At 66.7% G+C, this 18,760-nt stretch carries 25 protein-coding genes; 1 reads left to right on the top strand and 24 read right to left on the bottom strand.

All coding sequences use genetic code 11. The features are described from left to right. Positions 1 to 6: 6 nt before the first annotated feature. From sctC to H597_RS0103755, 23 genes are all read right to left on the bottom strand, one after another. Positions 7 to 1,950 carry a type III secretion system outer membrane ring subunit SctC gene (sctC, locus tag H597_RS29635; protein ID WP_051293512.1) on the bottom strand — a complete coding sequence of 648 codons (1,944 nt, stop codon included), beginning with the start codon at positions 1,948 to 1,950 and terminating at the stop codon, positions 7 to 9. Then, a complete protein-coding gene (locus H597_RS0103860; RefSeq protein WP_028100970.1) occupies positions 1,947 to 2,354 on the bottom strand; it encodes a hypothetical protein in 408 nt (135 codons plus the stop codon). The genes sctC and H597_RS0103860 overlap by 4 nt, the downstream gene beginning before the upstream one ends. 3 nt (positions 2,355 to 2,357) lie before the next feature. Continuing rightward, positions 2,358 to 2,591 (bottom strand): hypothetical protein, encoded by a 234-nt coding sequence (locus H597_RS0103855; protein WP_028100969.1) that lies wholly within the window; start codon positions 2,589 to 2,591, stop codon positions 2,358 to 2,360. Positions 2,592 to 2,665: 74 nt separating this feature from the next. Further along, positions 2,666 to 3,274, bottom strand: a complete 609-nt coding sequence (locus H597_RS0103850) for a FliH/SctL family protein (protein ID WP_028100968.1) — start codon at positions 3,272 to 3,274, stop codon at positions 2,666 to 2,668. Beyond that, positions 3,271 to 3,915 carry a hypothetical protein gene (locus H597_RS0103845; protein WP_028100967.1) on the bottom strand — a complete coding sequence of 215 codons (645 nt, stop codon included), beginning with the start codon at positions 3,913 to 3,915 and terminating at the stop codon, positions 3,271 to 3,273. The genes H597_RS0103850 and H597_RS0103845 overlap by 4 nt, the downstream gene beginning before the upstream one ends. Beyond that, positions 3,915 to 4,706: a type III secretion system inner membrane ring lipoprotein SctJ gene (gene sctJ, locus H597_RS29630; protein WP_035373085.1), complete on the bottom strand. Its 792-nt coding sequence runs from the start codon at positions 4,704 to 4,706 to the stop codon at positions 3,915 to 3,917. Before sctJ ends, H597_RS0103845 begins: the two co-directional genes overlap by 1 nt. A 5-nt stretch (positions 4,707 to 4,711) precedes the next feature. Next, positions 4,712 to 5,128, bottom strand: coding sequence for an EscF/YscF/HrpA family type III secretion system needle major subunit (locus H597_RS29625; protein ID WP_229632081.1), 417 nt, complete (start codon positions 5,126 to 5,128; stop codon positions 4,712 to 4,714). A gap of 86 nt (positions 5,129 to 5,214) precedes the next feature. After that, the gene (locus H597_RS33070; protein ID WP_028100966.1) at positions 5,215 to 5,673 is read right to left on the bottom strand and encodes a hypothetical protein; all 459 of its coding nucleotides are present in this window, start codon (positions 5,671 to 5,673) and stop codon (positions 5,215 to 5,217) included. After that, entirely contained in the window at positions 5,657 to 6,814 is a 1,158-nt protein-coding gene (gene sctU / locus H597_RS29615; RefSeq protein ID WP_083940938.1) for a type III secretion system export apparatus subunit SctU, read from the bottom strand. The genes H597_RS33070 and sctU overlap by 17 nt, the downstream gene beginning before the upstream one ends. A 10-nt stretch (positions 6,815 to 6,824) precedes the next feature. After that, positions 6,825 to 7,640: a type III secretion system export apparatus subunit SctT gene (sctT, locus tag H597_RS0103820; protein WP_229632080.1), complete on the bottom strand. Its 816-nt coding sequence runs from the start codon at positions 7,638 to 7,640 to the stop codon at positions 6,825 to 6,827. 3 nt (positions 7,641 to 7,643) lie between these two features. Further along, positions 7,644 to 7,907, bottom strand: coding sequence for a type III secretion system export apparatus subunit SctS (gene sctS / locus H597_RS0103815; RefSeq protein WP_028100964.1), 264 nt, complete (start codon positions 7,905 to 7,907; stop codon positions 7,644 to 7,646). 10 nt (positions 7,908 to 7,917) lie between these two features. Continuing rightward, entirely contained in the window at positions 7,918 to 8,577 is a 660-nt protein-coding gene (sctR, locus tag H597_RS0103810) for a type III secretion system export apparatus subunit SctR (RefSeq protein WP_028100963.1), read from the bottom strand. Continuing rightward, a complete protein-coding gene (gene sctQ, locus H597_RS0103805; protein WP_028100962.1) occupies positions 8,574 to 9,551 on the bottom strand; it encodes a type III secretion system cytoplasmic ring protein SctQ in 978 nt (325 codons plus the stop codon). The genes sctR and sctQ overlap by 4 nt, the downstream gene beginning before the upstream one ends. 55 nt (positions 9,552 to 9,606) lie before the next feature. Continuing rightward, entirely contained in the window at positions 9,607 to 10,215 is a 609-nt protein-coding gene (locus H597_RS0103800) for a hypothetical protein (RefSeq protein ID WP_154667940.1), read from the bottom strand. Further along, positions 10,212 to 10,685 carry a hypothetical protein gene (locus H597_RS0103795; RefSeq protein ID WP_028100960.1) on the bottom strand — a complete coding sequence of 158 codons (474 nt, stop codon included), beginning with the start codon at positions 10,683 to 10,685 and terminating at the stop codon, positions 10,212 to 10,214. The genes H597_RS0103800 and H597_RS0103795 overlap by 4 nt, the downstream gene beginning before the upstream one ends. Further along, positions 10,682 to 12,049: a FliI/YscN family ATPase gene (locus H597_RS0103790; RefSeq protein WP_035373083.1), complete on the bottom strand. Its 1,368-nt coding sequence runs from the start codon at positions 12,047 to 12,049 to the stop codon at positions 10,682 to 10,684. The genes H597_RS0103795 and H597_RS0103790 overlap by 4 nt, the downstream gene beginning before the upstream one ends. After that, positions 12,049 to 12,990: an FHA domain-containing protein gene (locus tag H597_RS0103785; protein WP_028100958.1), complete on the bottom strand. Its 942-nt coding sequence runs from the start codon at positions 12,988 to 12,990 to the stop codon at positions 12,049 to 12,051. The genes H597_RS0103790 and H597_RS0103785 overlap by 1 nt, the downstream gene beginning before the upstream one ends. 61 nt (positions 12,991 to 13,051) lie before the next feature. Further along, positions 13,052 to 15,142 (bottom strand): type III secretion system export apparatus subunit SctV, encoded by a 2,091-nt coding sequence (gene sctV / locus H597_RS0103780; RefSeq protein ID WP_028100957.1) that lies wholly within the window; start codon positions 15,140 to 15,142, stop codon positions 13,052 to 13,054. Positions 15,143 to 15,154: 12 nt separating this feature from the next. Next, a complete protein-coding gene (locus H597_RS0103775; RefSeq protein WP_028100956.1) occupies positions 15,155 to 15,424 on the bottom strand; it encodes a hypothetical protein in 270 nt (89 codons plus the stop codon). Continuing rightward, positions 15,405 to 15,857 carry a hypothetical protein gene (locus tag H597_RS29610; RefSeq protein ID WP_051293508.1) on the bottom strand — a complete coding sequence of 151 codons (453 nt, stop codon included), beginning with the start codon at positions 15,855 to 15,857 and terminating at the stop codon, positions 15,405 to 15,407. Before H597_RS29610 ends, H597_RS0103775 begins: the two co-directional genes overlap by 20 nt. Continuing rightward, the gene (locus H597_RS0103765; RefSeq protein ID WP_051293507.1) at positions 15,854 to 16,186 is read right to left on the bottom strand and encodes a hypothetical protein; all 333 of its coding nucleotides are present in this window, start codon (positions 16,184 to 16,186) and stop codon (positions 15,854 to 15,856) included. Before H597_RS0103765 ends, H597_RS29610 begins: the two co-directional genes overlap by 4 nt. Then, positions 16,183 to 16,680, bottom strand: a complete 498-nt coding sequence (locus H597_RS0103760) for a hypothetical protein (protein ID WP_028100954.1) — start codon at positions 16,678 to 16,680, stop codon at positions 16,183 to 16,185. Before H597_RS0103760 ends, H597_RS0103765 begins: the two co-directional genes overlap by 4 nt. A gap of 12 nt (positions 16,681 to 16,692) precedes the next feature. Further along, positions 16,693 to 17,478, bottom strand: coding sequence for a hypothetical protein (locus H597_RS0103755; RefSeq protein ID WP_154667939.1), 786 nt, complete (start codon positions 17,476 to 17,478; stop codon positions 16,693 to 16,695). A 212-nt stretch (positions 17,479 to 17,690) separates the two neighbouring features. On the opposite strand from H597_RS0103755, the gene H597_RS29605 reads away from it, so the two are divergent. Further along, positions 17,691 to 18,299 (top strand): RNA polymerase sigma factor, encoded by a 609-nt coding sequence (locus H597_RS29605; protein WP_229632079.1) that lies wholly within the window; start codon positions 17,691 to 17,693, stop codon positions 18,297 to 18,299. 4 nt (positions 18,300 to 18,303) lie between these two features. Here H597_RS29605 and H597_RS0103745 read toward each other — a convergent pair whose 3' ends face one another. Further along, complete coding sequence (locus H597_RS0103745; RefSeq protein ID WP_051293506.1) at positions 18,304 to 18,738, bottom strand: hypothetical protein; 435 nt, start codon at positions 18,736 to 18,738, stop codon at positions 18,304 to 18,306. Positions 18,739 to 18,760: the final 22 nt, after the last annotated feature.

Here is an 18,760-nt window from a genome sequence, read left to right as displayed (position 1 = left end):
GTGGCGTCAGCGCTTCTCGCTGCTGACGGCGGCGGGAATCAGCGCCCAGGGCGAACGCTCGTCCGCGGATGGCGCGGGCGCGCGCATCTTGGCTGCCGCGGCGCCTCCGGCCGACGGCGCGGCCGGCATCGGCAATGGCAGCCGCTGTGCCGGCGTGCCGGGAGCGGGCGGGGCGAGGGCCGCTTGCTGCGGTGGGAGCGGCGGCATGCCGCCCCGGCGCACCCCGCCCCCGGCAGGCACGGTGGCGGCGCGATCCGGCCCGCTGAGGCGCGGCGTGATCAGGAACAGGCGCTCGCGCGTGCTGCGCGACTCGCTTTGGCTGCGGAACAGCCCCCCCAGCAGGGGTATGTCGCCCAGTACCGGCGTTTTCTGCTTGTCCAGGGCCATGCGCTCGGCGCGGTAGCCGCCGATCATCAGGGTTTGCTGCAGGTTGACGATCGCCTGGGTACTGATGGTCGAACGGGTCACTTGCACGTTGTCGCGGCGCTCCTTGCCCGGGCCGCTGTTGCCCGCGCTATCGAGCGCGCCGTCTTCGATGTCGACTTCGAGGTGGACCTTGGCGCCGTCCGGTTCCCGGATGATGCGCGGGATCACGCGCAGCAGCGTGCCGGCCGTGATGTCGGCCATGTCGGCCACCCTTTCCCCCACCAGCGGGACGTAAGCGGTCTGGCTCAGATCCAGCACGGCCGCCACGTTATCCAGTGTCAGCACGGTCGGCGTCGCCAGCACCTTCGCCTCGCCCTTGGCTTCCAGCGCCTTCAGGCGGGCGTAGAAGCGGTTGATATTGCTGATCAGGAGAGTGGCGCCCGGCAGCGGCAGCTGCGCGCCCTGGGATTCGCCGGCTGTGGAATTCATGGTGATATTGCTGGTGCCGGCCCGCACGCCCCACTCCACCCCCATATCGGACAGGTTGCTGCGGTCCATGTCGATGATCAGCGCTTCGATCTCGATCTGCTGCGGCGGCACATCGAGTTCGGCGATCAGGGACGCATACATCTCGCGCTGCTGCACGTCGTCGTAGATCAGGATGGCGTTCATGGCGGCACTCGCTTCAATCCGGGGCTTGCCGTTTTCGGCGCTGCCGGCTGGCGCCTTCCTGGCGCCGCCTTCGGCTGGCGGCTGGGCGGGCAGCGGCGCATTGCCGCTTTGGGACGTCGAGAAGAGCGGCACAAAGGCATTGCCGCGCGGCGCTTCCTGGGCGCCGCCCGCGCCGGTCTTTGGCCGGTGCGAGCGTTTCGGGCTGCCGGCGTCGAACTGGTTGGTGTCGGCCAGCTTTTCGGCCGAGGAAGGCCCGAGCAGCAAGCCTGTCAGGATGGTTTTCACGCCTGGAATGGTCTCGCTCTGGCCGCGCGCATTAATGATGCGGTCCATGGCGCTGGCATACTTCAGGCGGAACACCATGACCCGGCGGCCGCGCTCCTTGACCTTCTGCTCGTCCGGCAACAGGATCTCGCGCGCCAGCTTGACGTAGCTGCGCGGGCCGCTCACGATCACGGTGCCCACATCCGGCAGTTCGCCCCAGCCGAAGCGCTCGTCGAACAAGCCGACGCCCACCAGGGCCGCCTTGGCGTCCTGCACCGCATCGTCGCCCAATTCCAGGCGCGCCGAGGCATGGTCGCTGGCGGGAACAATATGCAGCACCTCGTTATAGACAAACCAACCGCATTGGCACAGCGGCGCCAGGCGGTTCAGGAACTCCGCCCCGCTGTTGGCGGCCAAGCGGCCGTTCATGACTTTTTGCCCCGGCACTTCCATCGCCACGCGCACACCGTAGACGCGGCCGAATTCGTCCAGTACGGCGCGCAGGCTCATGCCGCCGGCGTTGATGGCAAAGCCCGTCCCTTTCCAGGATGCCGGCGCGCCTGCCAGGGCGCTGCTTGGCAGCAGCAGCGAGGCTAGGAGCCAGCCCGTGAGCAGCAGGCCGGTGCGGATGGCGTTGGCGCACCTCATCGCAGCGCTCCCGCGAACAGCGCGCGGATGCGCTGCTCGCTCAGGTCGTCCGTGCCGTGGCGCTGCACGCGCGCCGGGGCCAGCGCTGCCCGCCACATGGAAAGCTGGTTGAACAAAGGTTCCAGCGCCGGCGCCGCATCTTTCCAGCTCGACGCATCGGGCAGCCAGCGCGACAGGACAAGTGCCCCGTCCTCGCGCAAGGCCAGGCCAGCCTCGAACTGGCGCGCACCCTGGAAGCCGCAACGGGCCGCTTCGTCCAGCTGGGCATCGCTGGCAGCGTGCAGCAGGATGGCGCCCAGTTCCGCCCCGCCGAACGCCGGCAGCAGGTAGGCCTCCTCCCCATCGAGGACCAGGGGCATCTCCGCAGGCAGGTCCGCGAGCCAGCGTGCGATATCGTCGCTCATGGGCTACTTCGCTTCGTTCAGAACGGTTTTCAGGGGTTTCTGCAGCAGGCTGAATTGCGCAGTCATGGCGCTATGGGTCAGCGATTGCTGTTCCAGCAGGCGGGCGAAGTCGTTGGGATTGGGTTGCTCGCCGTTGGCCTGGCGCCGGTAGAACTCCTGCATCTGGTCGCCAATGCCGTCGAACTTGCGGTCCAGGCGATGCAGGGATTGCACAACGGGGTTGACATTGCTGGGCATGGCGCTTCTCCTGAGGGCTGATGTACAGGTGAGTGGCGCCCGGGGCGGCGGCGGTTCGCCCCGTTGAGGAAAATTCAGGAATCCGCCTGCGCCTCGTGCCGTGCCGGCAAGGCGGCCAGCGCCTGTCTTAAGGCGCTGGCCGCGGCGCTCAAGTCGACACGCCATTCACCGCTGCCCGCTTCCAGTTTGCAGCTGCCGGGCTCCAGCGCGGGATCTGCTTCGCAAGGCCAGGGCAAGCCATCCGGCGGCGGCATATCCGCCGGATGCAGCCGCAGCAAGGCATTCACCAGTTTCGGCGGCGCCTCCCGCAGCAGGTGGCGGCATGCGGCGGCGATCTTCTCCCCGTCCGTCGTCTGCAATAGCAAACGGTCGTAGAGTGTACCGGCCAGGCCGGCGACGATGTCCTGCGCCTGCTCCAGCAGGCCAGCCATGGCAGCGTCCATGCCCTGCTGCAGCAGCATGCCTTGTTCCAGCACGCGCGACTCCGCGTCGAAGACCGCTTGCTGCGCCGCGCTCCTTGCTTCCGTCAGCAAGCGCTCCGCATCCTCGCGGCCTTGTTCGACGATACGTTCGGCCAGCACATGCGCGTCCGCAGTACGTTTCATGGCGGCGGCATGCAGCACGCCGTGCTGGCTTAACAAGTCCGGATCGACGCTCACGCGCCCGGCACAAAAACCGTTCATGCGTACTCCTCCCTTAAGTCCAGGCTCTCCGCCCTGGCAAGACACAGTCCCCAGCAACGCAGGCGCCTGCGCGCCGCAGCACCGGCCGCATCGCCTGGCGCCTGGCCTTGCAGGACAAACTCCGTCACGGCGGCACCGGCATCATCCGCAGCCTCGTTTGGCAGCAGCAAACGAAGGCGATCCCACAGGCCGGGGAAGCCCGCCTCCATCGCGCAGGCAAGTTCGCGCAGGCCGTCAGCCTGCAGGCTCCCGCCCGGGAGGCATAATCTTGAAAGCGGCTGGATAGCCGCCGTACCGAGGCTCCAGCGCCGCTGCCCCGGCGACAGGCCGGCCAGGACAGCGTGCCGTCCCTCACGCGCCGCCAGCAATGCGCCGTACGCCAAGGCTGCGCCACCCAGCACGTCCGCATCGCAAACGGCAAACTGCTGCCAGGCGCCGTCGCATGCGGTCGGGAAGTCGGGACGGACGCCGTTTTCGAAGCACCAGCGCCGGTAAGCAAGCCGCACGGACAAAGGGCCACCCGCGCCGCCCGCCTCGCCCGCTTGCCCACCCCGCGCCAGCAACCACGGGTTGAACCACCAATCCAGGAACCTCCCGCCGGCGGCGTGATGCATGCCGCCCGGCGCTGCTTCCCATTCCATCACGCCTGCTTCCCGGCAGGCGTTGCCGCACCGCGCTTGCGCAGGCCAGCGAACAGACGGTGATGGCGCAGCAGGCCATGCCCCGCATACGCTATCCCGGCCAGAACCAGCAGACCCAGGACCACCAGGGCCGAGCGCAAGCCTGGCGCCGATTCCTCCGCCACATGGAAAGGACCGACCGTGGTCCAGGCAGGCGGTGCAGGCGCCGCTTCGGCCGGCGTCATCACGACGGAAACCTTGGCACGCCCCTCCTCGCCGCTCAGCCCCGGTATGCTCGACGAGACCAGCCGCCTTACGCGCGGCGTGATGGCGTCTTCGTCCAACGGCGGACGATAACGGATGAATACCGCCGCCGACGATGGCTGGATCGCCTCGCCCGGCGCGATCCGTTCCGGCAGCACCACGTGTACCCGCGCCGACAGCACCCGATCGAATAATTGCAGGGTAGATTCCAGTTCCTCCGACAGGCCGTGGATATAGCGCACCCGCTCCTCCATCGGTGACGAAATCATGCCCTGCTTCTTGAAAACTTCGCCCAGGTTGGAGCGGCTGCGGCGCGGCAGCCCGGCTGCCTGCATCACGCCGGTGGCACGCGAGAGATCCGCTTCCTTGACGGTCAGGCTGACGCCCGCCTTGTCCTGGCGCTTTTCGACCTCGATGCCCTGGCCCGTGAGCGCAAGGACGATTTCATTGGCGTCGGCATCCTGCAATGAAGCCTGCAGGACCACCACCTTTCCGCAGCCCCCGAGCGCGAGTGCGAGCAATGCCGTGAAGATAAGCCGCTTGACCATGGCGCTTATTGCAGCTTGGTCAAAGAATCGATCGAACTGCCGGCCTTGGACACCACCTTCGATATGGTCTGCACCCGCAGCTGGTAGTCGTTCAAGGCCATCATCGCATGCATCAGGTGCAGCGAATCGCCGCTGGCGGTGGCGCGTTCGAGCATGCGCGACACGTACTGCTGGTGCCGGTTGACGTCACCCGCCAGACCGGCAGCGCGTTCCGCCATGACGGCGGCCAGGCTGTCGCGTCCCGTTTCCACCGGCGCCAGGTTGTGCTGGCTGCCGCTGCGGAACTGCTGCTGCATTTGCAGCTGCACCTTGAAACTGGCCGCGCCTTCGCTGGCGGCGGCCGGGTCGGGAATGGGCGATGCGGCCCTGCCGGCCATGCTGTTCGCGGCGCCCTGCACCGCCATGCTGATTCGAGTATCCACGCTCTCTCCCAAAAGATAAGCCAAATCCGGTCTATTGCGCATGGGTGGCATGCCGTGCCTGGCTGGTTCCCTCGCCCGCGCCCTGCTCACAGATCTTCGGGCGGATCCAGGCAGAATTCGCCGCCGCAGCCATGGCTGTTGGCGGGATCGCAGCCCGCGCCGCCGCAGCGGCGCTCGCATGCCAGGCGCGAACCGGGACGAACTGGAGGCAGCCGGGAAACTGGTTTCGGCAAAGGCTGGCGCAACATGGGATGCACCTGGCCGTTGACCATGGCCAGGTGCTCCGCGCGGTCGTCTCCCACGTCCGCCGGAACATCGTCCGGATCCGGCAAGGCTACTGGCGGCACGGCATCGTCGCACAGGCCTTCGGCGGCTGCCCCGGCGCACTCCGGCTGGTAAAGCAGGCAGGCGCCCGCCATCTGGTAGCGCGGAGGGCGCGGCCGGGGCGCCTTGACATGCTTGCCTTTCGCCGCGGGCGCTGGCTCGGCTTCGGCAACCGGGACGGGATCTGCGCGGCTAAGCTGATCCTTAGGCTTGATCCGCATTCCGGTCTCCCTTTGCCGCCGCTTCGGCCGCGCTCAGCCCCAGCATGCCTGGGGGCGGTTCGCCGTGGCTCTCGAGTTCCACCTCGCCGCCGGCCAGCCCTTCGCGCATCAATTCCAGTACCACGGCGTAGACCTGGGCCACCGCCTCGTAGCTCGCGCGCGGCACCTCCATGTCCGCCTTGCAGCTGGCATACAAGGTACGCGCCAGCCACACGTGGCGGATGATCGGAATCCCCTTCAGCCGTGCGCGCGCCATCATGGCCTGCGCGGTGGCATCGCGTCCTTTGGCCAGCACCTGGGGCACCATGCCCGCCGCCGGATCGTAGAACATGGCCACTGCGAAGTGGCTCGGATTGACCACCAGTGCATTGGCGTCATCGGTGCGCTCAACAGGCGCCTCGCTGGCCCACTGCCTTGCCAGCTGCTTGCGCTGGCCTTTGACCATCGGATCGCCTTCCGATTCCTTGTATTCCCGCTTGATTTCCTCCATATCCATCATCAATTCCTTTTTATGGAAATACTTCTGCATCGCGAAGTCGATGGCGGCAAGGCCAAGACAGACGATGACGACGGTGTGGAAGATGGACTTCAGCAAGGCGATAAAGGCAAAGTAGACATCCTTGGGCTCACCGGTGGAAAGCTGAACGATGTCCGGCAGCGCGCTGCGCGCCAGCACATACACGGTCCAACCGATCAGGCCTGCCTTGCCGACCGCGATCAGCAGCTCGATCAACTTCTTTTTCGAGAACAGCTGCTTGAAGCCGTTGACCGGATTCAGTTTGTCGAATTTGGGGGTGATCGCTTCCGGCGCCAGCAGGATGCCAAACTGGCCCCAGTGCCCAGCCACCGCAACAACGATGCAGACCAGGAAGCAGGTGCAGAAGACCACGACCAGCAGCGTGCCGGCGGACTGCAGCATGTCCCACATCGCCGCGTCGAACGGCTGGCCCACGCTGGCGACACCGAGCGCGAACAGGCCGTCCAGCGCATCCCTCCAGAGCGGTTCGGTGGCGAACGCCGCTTCCGCCACGGCGACCAGCGTTGCCAGGCGGGCCAGGTCCCGGCTGACGGCGATCTGGCCCTTTTTCCGGGCGTCTTCGATCTTCTTGTCTGTCGGCTCTTCGTTCTTTTCGTCGCTCATGCCGCGCTCCTCACGGCCCGCGCCGGGCGCCGAGCAGGCTGGCCGCCAGGTCCAGCAAGTTGGAAAAATCGCCGGCCACGTGGTGCGACAACGTCGGCCAATACAGCAGCAGGATCACAATGCCCGTCAGGCTCTTGATCGGCGAGGAAGCGAAGGACACCTGCAGGTTGGATGCGAAAACCCCGATCAGCGCGAAGCCCAGTTCAATCAGGATCAAGGGAATGATCACCGGGGCGCCGTACACCACGATGTGCCAGAACAGCAGGCCGAAACGTTTGACCAGCAGGTCCATATGCCCCGCTTCGAACGGTGGCGCCAGCGACCACGCGGGCCAGGCCGCGTAGCTTTCGACCAGGATGCGGGCCAGCGCAACGAACAGGCCGGCCTGCACCATGACCAGCACCACCGCCTGCACCATCACCCCGCCGATAACGCTGGCATCGCGGTCGATCCCGGCATTATTGGACTGGATCTGGATCGGCGAGCGCTGGCTGTCCAGGATCGAGCCCACCGACTGCACGGCCCACAGCGGCATGGTGGTCAATACGCCGAGCAGCAGACCGATGCCCGCCTCCTTGAAGATCAGCATGCCGCATGTCAGCATGTCCGGGCCAAAGCGCTGCACGGCATAGTAGGTGGGCAGCGCGGCCGGCAAGGCGATGGCCATGGCGGCCATGTTCTTGGCCATGCCCGTCAATACGTTCAGGCCAAAACCGGGCAATATCACCAGGCAGACCAGCACGCGCGGCGTGGTCAGCGCCAGCGCCACCAGGGCGTGCTGCAGGTCGAGCAGCAACGACGGTTGCATGGCGACGAATTCGGGCATTGGTCAGCGTCCCACTGCCGGCAGCATGGTGAAGGCCAGGTCCGTCAACTGGATCAGCTGCACGCCGATCCAGCGGCCCATTCCAGCCAGCGTGACGGCGACGGCGACCAGCTTGATCACGTAGGGCAACGTCTGGTCCTGAATCTGGGTAACCGCCTGCACCAGGGACACCGCCACCCCGCACAAGGTGGCGATGATCAGGGGCGGCGCCGACAGCATCACAGCCAGCCACAGGCCCTGCTGGAAGAAGTTCAAAGTATCTGCCACGGCGTTCCTTTCAGGCGTAGGAAGCGGCCAGAGCATGCAGCAGCTTGCCCCACCCGCCGACCAGCGTAAACAGCAAAAGCTTGAGGGGAATCGTGATCGTCTGCGGGCTGACCTGCTGCATGCCAAGCGCCATCAGCAAATTCGACACGAGCAAGTCGATCACGACGAACGGAATATAGATCAGGAAGCCGATTTCATAGCCCGCCTGCAGCTCCGACACCAAGAATGCGGGAATCAGCACCAGCAAGTCATTGCTGCGCGCCTGCTTCGCATAGTCTTCCGGCCACAGCTTTTTGGCCGAGGCCAGGAATAGTTCGCGCTGGTCCGGATTGCCGTGCTTGACCATGAAGGCACGCAAGGGTTCGAAGGCATCGACCGCCTTCGCCAAGGCCGGCGGTGCCTGCACATTGGCGCTCGGCGGCCCCGGCTGCGCCATGCGCTGCCCGATCTGCTGGATGGTCGGTGCCATGATGAAGCCGGTCAGCACCAGGGCGATGCCGTAGATTGCCAGCGTAGGCGGCACCTGCTGCACGCCGATGGCGCTGCGCAGGACCAGCATGACCATGGACAGCTTGAGGAAAGATGTCGTCGTCACAACCAGCAGCGGGATCAGCGCCAGCCCCGCCAGCATGAGCGAGAACGAAACGATATCCGGCTGCCCGTTCATCATGCCGCGCTCCAGGAAGTGATGCGCACACCGAGACGCCCGTCCACATCCACCGCCTCGCCGCGGCCCAGATGGCGGCCACCGCAAACAATCGCAATGCTGTCGGAACTACCCTGCGCCAACTGCAGCACGGCCCCACTGGCCAGGGTGCGCAGCTGCCCCAGATTCAGCTGAAGCGTGCCCAGTTCAAAGCAGAGCGCCAGCGGCAACTGGTCAAGGGCCGCATCGTCCTCCCCGGCATATTGCTGGCCGCCGGTCTCGTCTTTGCTGTCGTAGTTCAATTGCGTCTCCAATGTGAGGATGGTGAGCAAACCCGGGCCGGTGTAGCGCACTTGCGCCAGCAAGCCGCCCAACGGGATACGGCCTTCACCCCGTGTATCGAATCGTGTGCAGGCCGGCAGGATGATGTCGTCCACGCCTATCCCTTGCAGCGCCGAAGCAGGCAGACGGTGGGAGCCAAGGTGGACCGGCAACGGGATGCGCAAGGCATCCATTGCGGCAAGCGGAAGGGTCTTTGTCCGCCAGGCTGGATGTTCAAGCAGCGCAAGCCACGCTTCGGCGGATGCGCATGCCAGCGTCGCCGTCATATGGGTGCCGTCGTCCAGCCGCACGTGCATGACTGCCATCCCGGCGTCGTCTGGCGGCGCCGCATCGCGCTGCAGTGAGCGCATGGCGCCCAACGGCGTCGCGCCGAGGCGGCCAAGCAGGGCGGCGTCCATCCACTCGCGCTGTGCGGCGGGCGCCGGGGCCGCCGCCCTGGGGTCGATTCCGGTCAGGCCGTGCAATAGCGCCGCGCCATCGTCCAGGTAGAACAAGCCATGGGGTCCCCGCAACGCGGTGCATCCTGAGGAGCGCAGCCCCTCGTCCGCCGGCTCCAGGTGCAGGATCATGCCGGCATGGCTGCCGCATACGCCGCGCGCCACGCGTCGGCTCAGTGCCGCGCCGGCCGCACTGACCGTGCCCTTCCGCAAATCCACTGCCTTCGCATTCGCGGCAGGCGGTATTTCTGTTCCAGCCATTCCGGTCCCCCGCTTACAGTATCGTCAGGATCACATCCTTTCCTATACGTCGTTCCAGATGGGCTGTTAGTTCCCTTTGCTGGCCGCGCAAGCGTCCGGCCAATTCCCTGCCTGCCGGTTTCAGGTGGTAGCTGACGGATGCGGGGCCGCTGTCCACAGCTACCCCCATGACCTGTCCATTGGGCAGGCGTACTTCAAAGATGCCGCTGCAGTCGCCGGCCGGCAGCAGCGCAGCGACCTCCTGCGCTTCGCAGGTGTCGCAGCTTGCCGGCGCGCCTCCGGCCGCCGCCGGGCCCTCTTCACCTTGCCCCGATTCGCCTTCGCCACCGTGTTGGCCACCACCCGAATCGTCCTCTCCCGGGCGCCAGCCATCGCGCCAGGCCTCCGGCTGCTCGCGCGCAGGCGCGGGCCCGCTGCGGCTTGCGGCAGTATCTGGCTGGGAAGGCGGGGCCGGCTTCCCCTGCATGCGGGCTTGCCGTGGCGACGGATGCGCCGGGGAAGCCTGGGCTGGAACGCTGCCGGGAGCGCGCCACGCGGCGTGGCTCCATGGTCGCGGGTTGGACCTGGTGGGGAGCAGATCGTCCAGCCAGCGCCCTGGAAGCATGGGAGGCAATCGGTTCATCCGGCCTCCGCCCGCAAGGCCAGGGCGCGCAACTCATCGCGCATGATGCCGAGTTTTTCCTGCTGTCGCTGGGCGCGCCGTGCTTCCGCCCGCGCCTCGAAGTAGCGTGCACCGGCCATGCGGCATTCGCGCACCGCTTCCTGGCAGCGCAAATACAGCGATGCCGCTTCTTCCTTCATGCGCGCATGGCGCTCCTTGGCCAGGTGGAACTGGCCGCTGGTGATCGTCATTTGCAGGAAACGCGCGCGCGACTCCTGCCAGAATTCAGCCGCCTGCCGCACCGCCTCGCGCCTGCGCAGCTTGAAGCCGTGCAGCGCCTGGCGGCTGCTGCGCCAGCTGTCGCGGGCACTGGCGCGTTCGCGCTCCAGCCGTCCCAGTCTTTGCTTGCGTACGTGCAGCAACTGGTCCAGGCTGCGATCGGGCCGCTTTGGCTCGGCCACATCGGCCACCTCACGCCTGGCGCGCCTCATGCCTGCATCGCCATCAAGGTATCCAGGGTTTCCTGGAACGGGGTGCCGGTGCCGCTGCCCGTGTACTGGCGCAGGAATTCGAGCTGCGCGGGGCGCAACTGCATGGCACGATCGGCCACCGGATCGGCGCCCGGCTGGTATTCGCCCAGTCGTATCAGCAGCTCCATCTCCTGGTAGCGCGACAGCAGTTCGCGGAACTGCCCGGCCGCCGCCCGATGCTCGCGCGTGGTCACATTGCTCATCACGCGGCTGATGCTCGCCAGGACATCGATGGCGGGGTAATGGCCTTGCTCGGCCAGCTTGCGCGTCAGCAGGATATGCCCGTCCAGCAGGGACTTGGCCTCGTCGCCGATCGGGTCCGACGCCGATTCGCCGTCCACCAGCACGGTGTACATGGCCGTGATGGCGCCGTCCGGCGTGCTGCCCGCGCGCTCGATCAGGCGCGGCAGCATGGTATAGACGGACGGGGTGAAGCCGCCGCGGGCCGGCGGTTCGCCGGCGGCCAAGCCGATTTCCCGCTGGGCGCGCGCAAAGCGGGTCAGCGAATCGACCAGCAGCAGGACTTTCTTGCCGCGTGCACGGAAGGCCTCCGCAATCGCCGTCGCGGTGAAGGCGGCGCGCGCCCGCTCCATCGACGTGCGGTCGGAAGTGGCGCAGACGATGACGGTCTTGCGCACCAGTTCTTCGTCCAGCTCGTGCTCCAGGAATTCATTGAGCTCGCGGCCCCGCTCCCCGATCAGGCCGAACACGATCGCTTCGGCTTCGCAGCCGCGCGCGATGGCCGCCATCAGCGTGGTCTTGCCGCATCCAGGTCCGGCAAATACCCCGATGCGCTGGCCCAACCCCATGGTCAGCATGCCGTCGATGGCGCGCACCCCCGTGGCCAGCGGTGTGACGATGCGCGGCCGGTCCACCGCCTGCGGCGCGTCGCGGATCACCGGGACCGTGACGCGCCACGTTCCGGCCACGTCACGGGCGGCAGGTGCGCGAAACATCTGGCGTCCAAAGCCGTCCAGCACGCTGCCGAACAGGTGGTCGCCCGCCTCGATCATGTGCGCGCGCCGCAGCGGTTCAATGATGGTGCCGCTGGAAACCCCCTCCAATGGGCTCAGGGCAGACAGCACGGCACAGCGCTCGGTGAATCCCACCACTTCGGCCAACATCGGCGCCCCGCCTTGGCGCTGGTCGTGCAGGTGGCAAAGCTCGCCGATCCGCACCGGCGGCATATGCGCCTCGATCAGGGTACCCAGCACCTGCGCCACCTTGCCCCGGCTGGAAAACCCGGGGCTGGCGGGCAGTTGCGCGCGCCACCCTGGCATGGCGGCCCGCATCGCCTGCATGCTGGCCTCCAATTCGCGCGCCATCACCAGCGCACCTCGATCGGCTCGCGCCCGCTGAAGGTGATGCGATTGCCGTCGATGGCGGTCAGGCGCACGCCTTTATACTCATCGCCTGGATAGAGACGCTGCCCGTCCGTGGTCACGATGCTGGCCTGGTTGCCGGTGACCAGCTGCTGGATTTGGAAAGGCAGCAGGCTGTCGGCGCCGCCAAGTTCCACGTCGACGGGAAATTCAATATGGTTGGTTTTCATGAAGTCGGCCAGGATGCGGCGAAAGCGCAGCGCTTCATCCTCGTCCAGGGCGCCTTTCAAGCGCCACGCGCCTTCGTCGAGCTGCAGGTCGAAGCGGCGCAGCATGTCCACGTCGGCCAGACGCTTGCGGAAAGCCTGGGCCAGGGCCGCCGGCGTGGGCGCAGCTGGAACGGCCGCCTGCGCTATCGGCGCCGGCGGCAGCACAGGATCGGGCGCCGGCCGGGCACTGAACGCCAGCGAAGCGGCGCCCGCCAGCACGGTGCCCGCCGCCAGAGGCAGCAGCATGGCGCGGCCGCGCCGCTTCCTGGGCCCGGCGGGCTGCGCCTGAACGCTTTTCGCTGGGACGTCGCGCAGCGCCTGGTCCGCGCCGGCATCGGCGAGTGGCAGCGGCGGCGGCTCGTTCCAGGGCGCGTCCGGGGGCGCGATGCAGATCCACACCGCGCCAATGCGCAGGCATCCGCCTGCCGGCAGGAGGCACTCTTCCAGCGCCTGGTCCGACGCGGCGCCGCGCACACTGCCCTCCATGGCCGCAACCAGCCAATCCTGGCCGTCATGGCGCAGGATGGCATGGCGCCCGGCCACGCCGGGATCCAGCAGCACCACATCCGCGTCGTCGCTGGCGCCGATCACATAATGCTCACCGCCCAGCGCCAGGCTGGCGCCGCGATGCAGCCCGCTCAATATCCGCAATTCCAATCCGGCTTGTCCGTCCATTGTCCGCCTCCATCATCCTGTTGCCGTAAGTGGCATGGCGGGGCCGCCCGGTTCCACCCGCCTAGGCCTCGATCATGCCCACCGGCTGGATCTTCAGGTGCTGGGTCAGCTCGGAAAAGGCGAACACCGGTACCGAATAAAACTCCTCCTCGATCAGCTTACGCACCGAGCGGCGGATGTCGGCCGCCGTCACCAGCACAGGCGGCGCCACCGGCGAGCTCACGCTCTTCGACAATTCCCCCAGCCGGTCCAGGATCATCTGCTCGGTCTCGGCATCGATGTCGAGATAGCTGCCCTGGCTGGTCTGGCGCATCGCATTGCGCAGCAGGTCCTCCAGTTCGGGCGACAGCAGGATCACTTCGATCAAACCGTTGCGGGCCACCTCGAAACACAGTTGCCGCTTTAGGGCCAGACGGACGTAATCGGCGATCACGTCGGGATCCCTTTCCTTCGGCGCCCAATCCAGTGTGGTTTCCAGCAGCAGCCGCGCATTGCGTAGCGAAACGCCCTCGCGCGTCAGGCGCTGCACCACCTCGGTCAGGCGCGGCAGGGTCAAGGTCTTGTTGACTTCCTTGCCCAGCTCCGGATAGCGCCGCTCGGCCCAGCGCGTGAAGCGAATCACCTCATTGACGCCAACGAACATCTGGCAGTTGCGCAGCATCTCCACTTCGATATCGGCGGCGCAGACGACCTCCCAGCGCTGGTACTGCACGCCCGCATCGGCCAGCGCCGCCTCATCGTCGATGCGGACCCAGGTCCGCTTGCGCCGCGAGCCGGCAATCGGCGCTTCGACGGCGGTGAAGCCCAGCTCCTGCAGGCGGCCCGGCGCTTCCTGGCTCGAACCCCAGCCCAGGCGGATTTCCTCGTCCACCAGGGGCACCTCCGCCATCAGGAAGTGCACGCGCCCCTCGGGAACGGATTGGTGGAACTCAAACTCGATGGGTTTCAGGTCGGGAATGCCGCGCCGCTCCAGCATGCCGTTGCGCATGACGCGCACCGCCACCCGTATGGTCTCCGCTTCCGGCGTATCGCGCATCGCCTCCGGCATGCGCAGGATGAAGGGCGTGGTGGCGGAAAAATTGGTCAGATCGACGATGCTGGCGTTCTGCCGCTCCTTTTCCTGGGCCGCCCTTTCGTTTTCCGCGTCGGCCAAGGGTTTCAGCATGCCCATGACGCCGCCTCCCGCCAAACCAAGGGCCAGCGTGAGGAAAACCAGCGAAGGCATGCCGGGAATCGCGCTGAACAGCAGCATGATGGCCGCCGTGGTCAGTAAGGCCTTCGGCTCCTTGAATAATTCCCCGACGATGTCCTGGCCGATATTGCTTTCCTCGCCATCGCCGTCCTCCCCGGTCACGCGCGTGGTGATCATGCCGGCGCCGAGGGAAATCAGCAGCGCCGGTATCTGCGCGATCAGGGCGTCGCCGATGGTGAGGATGGAATACACCTGCATCGCCTGCGAAGCGTCCATGCCGCGCTGTACGATGCCGATCGAGATGCCGCCCACCAGGTTGATCGCCACGATGCAGATGCCGGCAATGGCGTCGCCCTTGACGAATTTCATGGCGCCGTCCATGGCCCCGTGCAGCTGGCTCTCCTGTCCCAGCTTCGCGCGCTTTTCCTTGGCCTCTTCCGCCGTCAGGATACCCGCCCGCAGGTCGCTGTCGATCGACATCTGCTTGCCCGGCATCGCATCGAGCGAAAAACGGGCCGACACTTCCGACACCCGTTCCGAGCCCTTGGTGATGACGATGAACTGGACCACCGTCAGTATCAGGAAGATCACCAGCCCCACAACCAGATTGCCGCCCACGACAAAGTTGCCGAAGGTTTCAACGATGTGGCCCGCATCGGCTTCCAGCAGGATCAGGCGCGTGGTCGATACCGAGATCGCCAGGCGGAACAGGGTGGTCAGCAGCAGCACCGCGGGAAAGGTCGAAAACGCCGTCGGTCCCGGCATATACATGGCCACAATGACGATCAGCGCCGACGCCCCCAGGCTGCAGGCAATGAGGATGTCCAGCAGCCATACCGGCATCGGCAAGGCCAGCATGAAGACAATGCCGATCACCAGGCCCGCCGCGAACAACTCCGCGCGCTTGGCCAGCTTGGCAGCGATCCCGTTCAATACAAGTACTATGGCCATCGATTGCATGCTGTGCTTTCCTTATGCCGGCTGGCGGCGTGCCATCAGATCAAGGCAGGGCTGTTCGCCGAACTCCTGCCGCAGCGAGGCCAGGTCGGCCGCATGTCCCAGTTCCGCTCCCGCGTACACGGCCAGCAGCCGCAAATGCCGTTCGCCGGGCCAAAGCTCCAGGCAGGCGCTCGACAGCGCATACGCCTCTTCGTGCTGCATGGCGCCGATATGGCCCCACACCAGCCCGATGGCGGCACTCAGTTCCGCGGTCATCGCCGCCTCATGCCTGGACTGCTTCATCCCTGCCTCCCTCCGCCTGAAGTGCACGATCCGGTTCGGCGTCGCTGCGCCGCATCTGCTGCCAGCGCAGCCGCAGTTGTACCGCCCGCTCCACGACCTTGACCGCGCGCAGGCTGGGGCCGCGTTCTTCCAGGGGATGATTGAGCGCCTGGTCTATCAGCATCTTCTGCAGGCCGCGCAAGGCAGGCACGGGATTACCGCGCCAGACCGGGTTATCGAAGCTCAAGGCCGGGCCCACGGCCTGCCCCAGCATCATCAGTTTGGGATCGGTGCCCAGCGCCGGCGGTGGCAGCGAGAGCGCTTCCTCGGCCGGATGCAGCAGGGGCCGCGTCTTCGGCGTCGGCAGGGTCGGCGCCAGGCTGTGGATTTCTCCGGCATCGGCCAAGCCATGCAGGCCCAGACTGGCGGCATCGTTCAGGCGTGTATTGATCACCGCAGCAACTCCTCGGCCGCCAGCCATTCCGCTTCATCCAGGCCCTGCGCTTCGCTGTCGGCGCAGCGCCGCACCAGGTACCAGCTGCCGTCGTTGAACAAGGACGGCAGCCAGGCGCCGAAGCGGCGCAGGTCGGCACCGCGCCGGCGCAGCAGCATTTCCGCTCGCAGGTATTTTCCAGGAGCGGCCCCCAGCGCCAGCAGGACGCCGCGCTCCAGCGGATAGGCGAACAGGCGCGCGCCGTCCGCCAGCACCGCATTGGCGACCGCACGGTGGAGCTTCGCCTGCGCCGAGAGATGCGCATACAGCTCGTTTATCGCCGCACTCATGGCCGTCCTCCTCTGCCCCGCGCGGCAAAGCTGTCGCGCCATTGTTGCTCCTGCTTTTCCGCCTTATCGGGCAAAGGCGCCAGTTCGGCGCGCGCGGCCAGGGCCTGCCGCTGCAGCTCGTCGAGAAGCTCGCGCCGCGCGCCGAGCTTGTCCGCCGACCAGACAGACACGGGCAGCCCGTCGACGGCCTTGTGCAGCAGCGCCCACGCCTTGCCGCGCGCAGCGGCCCCCACAGGCCTCAGGTCCACCAGTTGCGCCATCAGTTCGGCCGCCATGCCCTTGCCCCAGCCGGCATCCGCGGCCGTCAGGAGCTGGACCGCCAGCTCCGGCACCGCCGCCGACGCCACCAACCTTGCCTGGTCGGCCAGGTCGCGCCGCAATGCATCGGCAATGTCGAAAGCGGACCTCACGACAGTGAAGGTCCTGGCGTCGGACATCGTCAGCCAGTAGCGCCCCATATTGCGCTCCGGGTTTCGCCGCACATCCACTCCCATGCCGCCCTCCTCTCAAAGTTCCGCCATCATGCGCGAGCGCAGGCTTTCCATGGCCGACACGCAATGTCCGGCGCCGAAGTTTCGTATCAGGGCCTTGAGCATGGCCAACGGCGTCAACGGCGCGTCGACGCGGCCCCTGGCACTGGCGCCGGCCAGCGAACGCAGCTCCTGCGTCGCAGGCAGCGCGCCATCGGCCATGGTTTCCATGGCGTCGTGCAGCGCACCCACCTCCTGCAAGGACTGCCGCAGCTCGTCCGGGCGGCGTTGCATCATGTCGCTCATCATTTCATTGAGCGCGCCTTTCAGCGCACGCTTCTTATGGGCGCTCATGCCGTCCAAGTCGTCCGCCTCGCGCACCGCCTCCAGCAAGGCGTTGTAGCTCTGGACCATGTCGAAGCGCTCGGTCAGCATCGCTTCGGCCGCAGCCCGGCCCTGGCGGCTGCTGTCTTCTCGCAGCAAGCCAAGCACGCTTTGTACGGGATGCCAGCCTTCCAGCTCCTCGTCCGCCTGCCCCGGGCGCCCCACCTGGGCCGCCTTGCCGCCCTGCTGGCTGCGCGAGCGTTCGCGGCGCGGCGGGGCCTGGCGGGCAAGCGAATGCACCCGGCGCTGCGCCAGCCCCTTGTGCTGCACGGCCAGATCCTTGACGCCCGCCTCGGCGTCGATCGCCTCGGTCGGCTTCAAGTCGACCGATAGCGGCGCCGTGCGCGGGCCGGGAAGCGCCGGCATACCGGGCTTGGCCAGTTGCCCCGGCAATTCCAGCACGGCGGCACCGAGTGGGGATATTTGTACGCTGTTCATGCGGCATCAGTGGCGACGGCAGGCGCCGCGGTTCCGCAATCGCGGCATCAAATGGCGGCGTCTTTCCTCAACATTTTTCAAAGTCTCATCAATGTTCACGGAAGTCCGACACGGCGAAGATCGCCTGATATCTTTCACCTACACAAGCCGGGGCGCCCATTGCATAAGGCGCCCCGCCCCTTCGAAACAATTCAGTACAGTGGGAGAACCTCATGTTGCAAACCATGTTCGCTGCCACCGAAGTCCAAAGCGCCGAGCACACTGCGGTGGTGCCGGTCCTTGCCAGCGCCAGGATCTACACCTTGCACCAGGCGCCGCCTACCGCAATCGACCTGGTGCAGCTATACGAAAAGCACCGCACGCACCTGTTGCGCTTTGTCCAGCGCTACGTTGGCAATCACGGCGACGCGGAGGACGTCGTCCAGAACACCTTTGTGGAAGCACTGCGCTGCGCCGACCAGTTTTCAGGGCTGTCCAAGCCTTCCACCTGGCTGTTCGGCATCGCCCTGAACCTGGCGCGCAACCAGGTCCGCCGCAACTGCGCCGACCGTTACGAAGAAACCGACGACAGCTATCTGGAACAGATCGTCGACGTCCACGCCGATCCGGCCTTGCAGTGCGAGTTGCGCCAGATGGCGGGACTGGTGGATACCCTGCTGGGCGAATTGCCGGAAGCTATCCGGAACACCTTCGAGGCCGTGCTGGATGGGGAAATGAGCTACGAGGAAGCGGCGCGGGAACTCGACATCCCGATCGGCACCGTGCGCTCGCGCGTCTCCCGGGTGCGCGCGGCGGCGCGCCGCCAATGCGGCCGCGAGTGAAGGATCAACAGGCCGGCGGCTGGTCGAGCGCCATACTGCCATGCCAGGCCTGGGCCATATCGGCCGTTTCGAGGATGGCGTCCATCAGGCTGCGTTCATCGCCCAGGCGAGCCAGTGCGATCCTGCGTACTGCGATATGGCAGCCCTCGTCGGCGTGCCACATGCAATCGAGCCCGCCGAAACGAATCCCCTCGCCTTGCCATGCAGGTGCGGCGTAGCCTTCGCCGCGCTGGGCCGGCAAGCGGGCCGAAATACTGAGGCAGGGGCCGCCGGGGCCATCTTCCACCGCAGTGTGCGTCAGCACAGCACCAAACTGCAGCTCCAGGACAGGAGGGGACGCGGCTACTTGGCCGCTGAGGGCGCATAGTTCCGCCAGCAGCGCTTTGGCCGCATGGCTGGAACCATCGAGTTCGCGGTTTTCTGATTCTTCGGCTTGCACGGTACAGGCCCCATAACGTCGC

This window comes from Pseudoduganella violaceinigra DSM 15887 (assembly GCF_000425385.1).
Classification (GTDB): Bacteria; Pseudomonadota; Gammaproteobacteria; order Burkholderiales; family Burkholderiaceae_D; genus Rugamonas; species Rugamonas violaceinigra.
The sequence above is the reverse complement of the archived record's forward strand: the minus strand, read 5'-3'. Positions and strand labels throughout refer to the sequence as shown.

What these genes read in the sequence shown, in the direction of transcription:
- H597_RS33070 (WP_028100966.1), bottom strand. Translation starts at nt 5,673, where the DNA reads ATGCGGATCAAGCCTAAGGATCAGCTTAGCCGCGCAGATCCCGTCCCG.
- H597_RS0103785 (WP_028100958.1), bottom strand. Translation starts at nt 12,990, where the DNA reads ATGGACGGACAAGCCGGATTGGAATTGCGGATATTGAGCGGGCTGCAT.
- sctV (WP_028100957.1), bottom strand. Translation starts at nt 15,142, where the DNA reads ATGCAATCGATGGCCATAGTACTTGTATTGAACGGGATCGCTGCCAAG.
- H597_RS0103760 (WP_028100954.1), bottom strand. Translation starts at nt 16,680, where the DNA reads ATGGGAGTGGATGTGCGGCGAAACCCGGAGCGCAATATGGGGCGCTAC.
- sctT (WP_229632080.1), bottom strand. Translation starts at nt 7,640, where the DNA reads ATGCCCGAATTCGTCGCCATGCAACCGTCGTTGCTGCTCGACCTGCAG.
- H597_RS0103800 (WP_154667940.1), bottom strand. Translation starts at nt 10,215, where the DNA reads ATGAACCGATTGCCTCCCATGCTTCCAGGGCGCTGGCTGGACGATCTG.
- H597_RS0103860 (WP_028100970.1), bottom strand. Translation starts at nt 2,354, where the DNA reads ATGAGCGACGATATCGCACGCTGGCTCGCGGACCTGCCTGCGGAGATG.
- H597_RS0103790 (WP_035373083.1), bottom strand. Translation starts at nt 12,049, where the DNA reads ATGGCGCGCGAATTGGAGGCCAGCATGCAGGCGATGCGGGCCGCCATG.
- H597_RS0103855 (WP_028100969.1), bottom strand. Translation starts at nt 2,591, where the DNA reads ATGCCCAGCAATGTCAACCCCGTTGTGCAATCCCTGCATCGCCTGGAC.
- sctR (WP_028100963.1), bottom strand. Translation starts at nt 8,577, where the DNA reads ATGATGAACGGGCAGCCGGATATCGTTTCGTTCTCGCTCATGCTGGCG.
- H597_RS0103795 (WP_028100960.1), bottom strand. Translation starts at nt 10,685, where the DNA reads ATGAGGCGCGCCAGGCGTGAGGTGGCCGATGTGGCCGAGCCAAAGCGG.
- sctU (WP_083940938.1), bottom strand. Translation starts at nt 6,814, where the DNA reads ATGAGCGACGAAAAGAACGAAGAGCCGACAGACAAGAAGATCGAAGAC.
- H597_RS0103765 (WP_051293507.1), bottom strand. Translation starts at nt 16,186, where the DNA reads ATGAGTGCGGCGATAAACGAGCTGTATGCGCATCTCTCGGCGCAGGCG.
- H597_RS0103845 (WP_028100967.1), bottom strand. Translation starts at nt 3,915, where the DNA reads ATGGAATGGGAAGCAGCGCCGGGCGGCATGCATCACGCCGCCGGCGGG.
- H597_RS0103775 (WP_028100956.1), bottom strand. Translation starts at nt 15,424, where the DNA reads ATGAAGCAGTCCAGGCATGAGGCGGCGATGACCGCGGAACTGAGTGCC.
- H597_RS0103850 (WP_028100968.1), bottom strand. Translation starts at nt 3,274, where the DNA reads ATGAACGGTTTTTGTGCCGGGCGCGTGAGCGTCGATCCGGACTTGTTA.
- sctC (WP_051293512.1), bottom strand. Translation starts at nt 1,950, where the DNA reads ATGAGGTGCGCCAACGCCATCCGCACCGGCCTGCTGCTCACGGGCTGG.
- H597_RS0103755 (WP_154667939.1), bottom strand. Translation starts at nt 17,478, where the DNA reads ATGAACAGCGTACAAATATCCCCACTCGGTGCCGCCGTGCTGGAATTG.
- H597_RS29605 (WP_229632079.1), top strand. Translation starts at nt 17,691, where the DNA reads ATGTTGCAAACCATGTTCGCTGCCACCGAAGTCCAAAGCGCCGAGCAC.
- sctJ (WP_035373085.1), bottom strand. Translation starts at nt 4,706, where the DNA reads ATGGTCAAGCGGCTTATCTTCACGGCATTGCTCGCACTCGCGCTCGGG.